Source organism: Microvirga vignae (assembly GCF_001017175.1).
GTDB classification, from domain to species: Bacteria; Pseudomonadota; Alphaproteobacteria; order Rhizobiales; family Beijerinckiaceae; genus Microvirga; species Microvirga vignae.
The window spans coordinates 1-3,455 of the sequence record NZ_LCYG01000099.1; the positions used below are offsets into that span (position 1 = coordinate 1).

Consider the following 3,455-nt stretch of genomic DNA (forward strand, 5'->3'; position numbering starts at 1 on the left):
CCGGTGAACGGCGCCAAGACGTTTTAGATGCCGCAATGACGTCCGAGGTCAGGTCGTCAAGATGGAGCGTCTGTTGCGGCGTGTGCATTGGAACGGGGGAACCTCACAATGAACAAGCGTCCTTTTGGTAGACCCGACTGGAAGGTCAGAGAGATCGGGTTCGGGGCCTGGGCCATCGGCGGCAGCTGGGGCAACGTCTCGGAGCAGGATGCCGAAGCCACCCTCCATGCGGCCCTCGATGCCGGCGTCAGTTTCCTCGATACCGCTGATGTCTACGGAAGCGGCCGCTCCGAACGGCTGATCGCCCGCGTGCTGAAGGAGCGGGGGCAGGGTGACGTGATCGTCGCCACGAAGGCGGGGCGTCAGCTCAACCCGCATGTGGCGGAGGCCTATACGGCTGAGGCGCTCATGCGCTTCGTCGAAGGCTCGCTGGAGCGGCTACAGACCGAGGCGCTCGATCTGGTGCAACTGCACTGCCCGCCGACGGAGGTCTATTATCGGCCGGAGGTGTTCGAGGCGCTCGACCGGATGGTCGAGGCCGGCAAGCTCAAGCACTATGGCGTGAGCGTCGAAAAGGTCGAGGAGGCGATCAAGGCACTGGAGTATCCAATCGCCAGCGTGCAGATCATCTACAACCTTTTCCGCCAGCGTCCGGCCGAGCTGTTCTTCCGCTTGGCCCGGGAGCGCCAGGTTGCGGTGATTGCCCGGGTGCCGCTGGCCAGCGGCCTGCTCACCGGCAAGCTACGGGTCGACAGCCAGTTTGCCCCGGACGACCACCGCGCCTTCAACCGCCACGGAGAGGCCTTCGATGTGGGCGAGACGTTCTCGGGCGTGCCGTTCAAGGTTGGCCTGCAGGCCGTTGAGGAGATGAGAGCCGTGGTCGGGGATATGCCGATGGCGCAGTTTGCGCTGCGGTGGATCCTGATGAACGAGGCGGTATCGGTGGTCATTCCGGGGGCTCGAAACCCGGAGCAGGCGGTTTCGAATGCTCAGGCGGCCGAACTGCCTGCACTGAGTGTCGACCAGATGGAAGCCGCCAAGGCCATCTACGACCGGCTGATCCGTCTGCATGTGCATCAGCGCTGGTAATCGCTGGTGCAAAGCGGGCAAGGGGCATCATTCTTGAGTGCTGCTCCCGGATCACTGGGCCATAACGTGACGGAAGACATACAGACGAGGGTAGGCAATGTCTCAATTCGCAATTTATCCCAGCTTGCGTGACAAGGTCGTCCTGATTACCGGTGGAGGATCCGGCATCGGGGCATCGCATGTGGAGCAGTTCTGCGCCCAGGGAGCGAAGGTCGGCTTTATCGATATTAACCGCTCCGCTTCGGAAGAACTGGTCGCGAGGATCGCCGAGGCCGGATACACCAAACCGATGTTCTTCGAAGCGGATCTGCGCGATATTGCGGCTGTCAAGGAATGCATCAGCCGGTTTGCGGCTGCCATCGGGGATGTGGATGTGCTCCTCAACAATGCAGCCCATGACGAGCGGCATCGGATTGAGGACGTAACAGTCGAGTACTGGGACGATCGGATCGCCGTGAACCTGCGTCATCTGTTCTTCGCCGCGCAGGCTGTCATTCCCGGCATGATCCGCAAGAAGAAGGGCGTGATCATCAACTTTGGATCCCTCAGCTGGCATATCGCCATGGGAGGCATGCCGGTCTATGTGACAGCGAAGGCCGGAATTGAGGGGCTGACAAGAGGGCTGGCCCGAGATCTCGGGCCCCATGACATTCGCGTCAACTGCATCATTCCTGGGTGGATCATGACCCAGAGACAGCTGGACCTTTGGGTCACTCCCGAGTCCGAAAAGGAAATCGAGCAGAATCAATGCCTGAAGTCGAAAGTATATCCAGATGACGTTGCCCGCATGGCGCTCTGGCTCGCGGCTGACGACAGCCGGATGTGTACCAATCAAACTTTCGTGGTCGATGGCGGCTGGATCTAGGCCAAGCCAGGATTGGCGAAGTTCTCCCGACAATTGCTCGGGGACCTCGCAGGTCGAGTAAAGGGATCTCACCGGACGGTTCCGAACGGTCGAGCGTGTCACCCGGTGCTGAAAACGGAAAGGCGCATAGAGGAAACAAATGTCTTTGATCACGTATCTGACGACAATCCGATTCGAGTTTGGAGCCTCGCAAGGCCTCGCTGATGATGTTGCAGAGTTAGGCATCAAGGCGCCTCTGATCATCGCCGATAAGGGCATTGAGGGCGCTGGGCTGGTCGATCGTCTCAAAGGCGTCCTGCCCAGGGGACAGGATGTGCCGGTCTTTACCGAAACGCCCACGAACCCGACGGAGCGCGCGGTACTTGCGGCGTTGGACCTCTACCGGTCGGAGGGCTGCGATGGGCTGATTGCCATCGGAGGGGGCTCGCCGATTGATCTGGCGAAGGGCGTCGCTCTTTTGTCGACGCATGGTGGGCCACTGGAGCAATACGCTGCGATCCTGGGCGGTGTTCCGAAGATCACTTCGGCGGTTGCCCCGCTGATTGCGGTTCCAACCACGGCCGGCACGGGCAGCGAGGTCGGCCGGGCAGCTCTGATCACCTTGGTGGATGGCCGTAAACTCGGGTTCATCTCGCCGCACCTGATCCCGAAGCGGGCGGTCTGCGATCCCGAACTCACGTTGGGTCTTCCGCCTGGCCTGACAGCCGCAACGGGAATGGACGCCATTACGCATTGCATCGAGACTTTCCTGAGCCCCCGGATCAACCCACCTGCGGAGGCGATTGCCCTCGATGGCTTGGTCCGCGCCCTGAGCAACATCGAGCAGGCGGTAGCTCAGGGCTCAAACCGCGAAGCGCGCTACGAGATGATGATGGCGGCGCTGGAAGGCGGCCTGACCTTCCAGAAGGGCTTGGGGGCCGTCCATGCGCTGTCGCACCCCCTCGGGGGACTGCAGCAGGTGTCGCTGCACCACGGCACTCTGAATGCGGTGCTGCTCCCTTATGTACTCGAATTCAACGAGGACCATTCCGGGGCAAAATATGCAACCCTTCGTCAGAGACTCGGCTTGGACGCCAACGCCGATCTGGCCGACTACATCAGAAACTTGAACAAGCGCCTCGGGATGCCTACCACGCTGGTCGAGATGGGTGTACCGCACGGGAGCCTTGCGGAGATCGCGGAGAGCGCGACGAAGGATCATTCCTCGGCGACTAACCCGCGCCCCGCGAGCGCCGGCGATTACTTGGCCATCTTGGAGGCTGCCTATTCGGGCGGACCGCTGCGGTGAATGGTTGAAGGCAGGCAAGCCTGCTCTGGTCGACAATTCTCTCCGTTTTGAAACATATCATGCTCGCAGATACATTCGCCTCTCCTTTCACAAGGTTCTCCGAGAATGCCATCTCTTACAATATCCGCTGCTGATCTTCTTCCCGCCGATGGATGCCGGGGAGCCCTTGCGGGCCGTGTTTGGCGCCCCAGTCTGGGTCCGTGTGTCGTGGCT

The 3,455-nt window shown here is 61.1% G+C and carries 3 protein-coding genes; all 3 read left to right on the forward strand.

Going from position 1 to position 3,455, the window contains the following annotated elements:
* Positions 1–108: 108 nt before the first annotated feature.
* The 3 genes from AA309_RS27650 to AA309_RS27660 all read left to right on the forward strand — a co-directional run bounded on the left by AA309_RS27650 (position 109) and on the right by AA309_RS27660 (position 3,242).
* Complete coding sequence (locus tag AA309_RS27650) at positions 109–1,089, forward strand: aldo/keto reductase (RefSeq protein ID WP_047192245.1); 981 nt, start codon at positions 109–111, stop codon at positions 1,087–1,089.
* Positions 1,090–1,186: 97 nt separating this feature from the next.
* Positions 1,187–1,954 carry an SDR family NAD(P)-dependent oxidoreductase gene (locus tag AA309_RS27655; RefSeq protein WP_047192246.1) on the forward strand — a complete coding sequence of 256 codons (768 nt, stop codon included), beginning with the start codon at positions 1,187–1,189 and terminating at the stop codon, positions 1,952–1,954.
* Positions 1,955–2,093: 139 nt separating this feature from the next.
* Entirely contained in the window at positions 2,094–3,242 is a 1,149-nt protein-coding gene (locus tag AA309_RS27660) for an iron-containing alcohol dehydrogenase (RefSeq protein WP_047192247.1), read from the forward strand.
* The last annotated feature ends 213 nt before the right edge of the window (positions 3,243–3,455 follow it).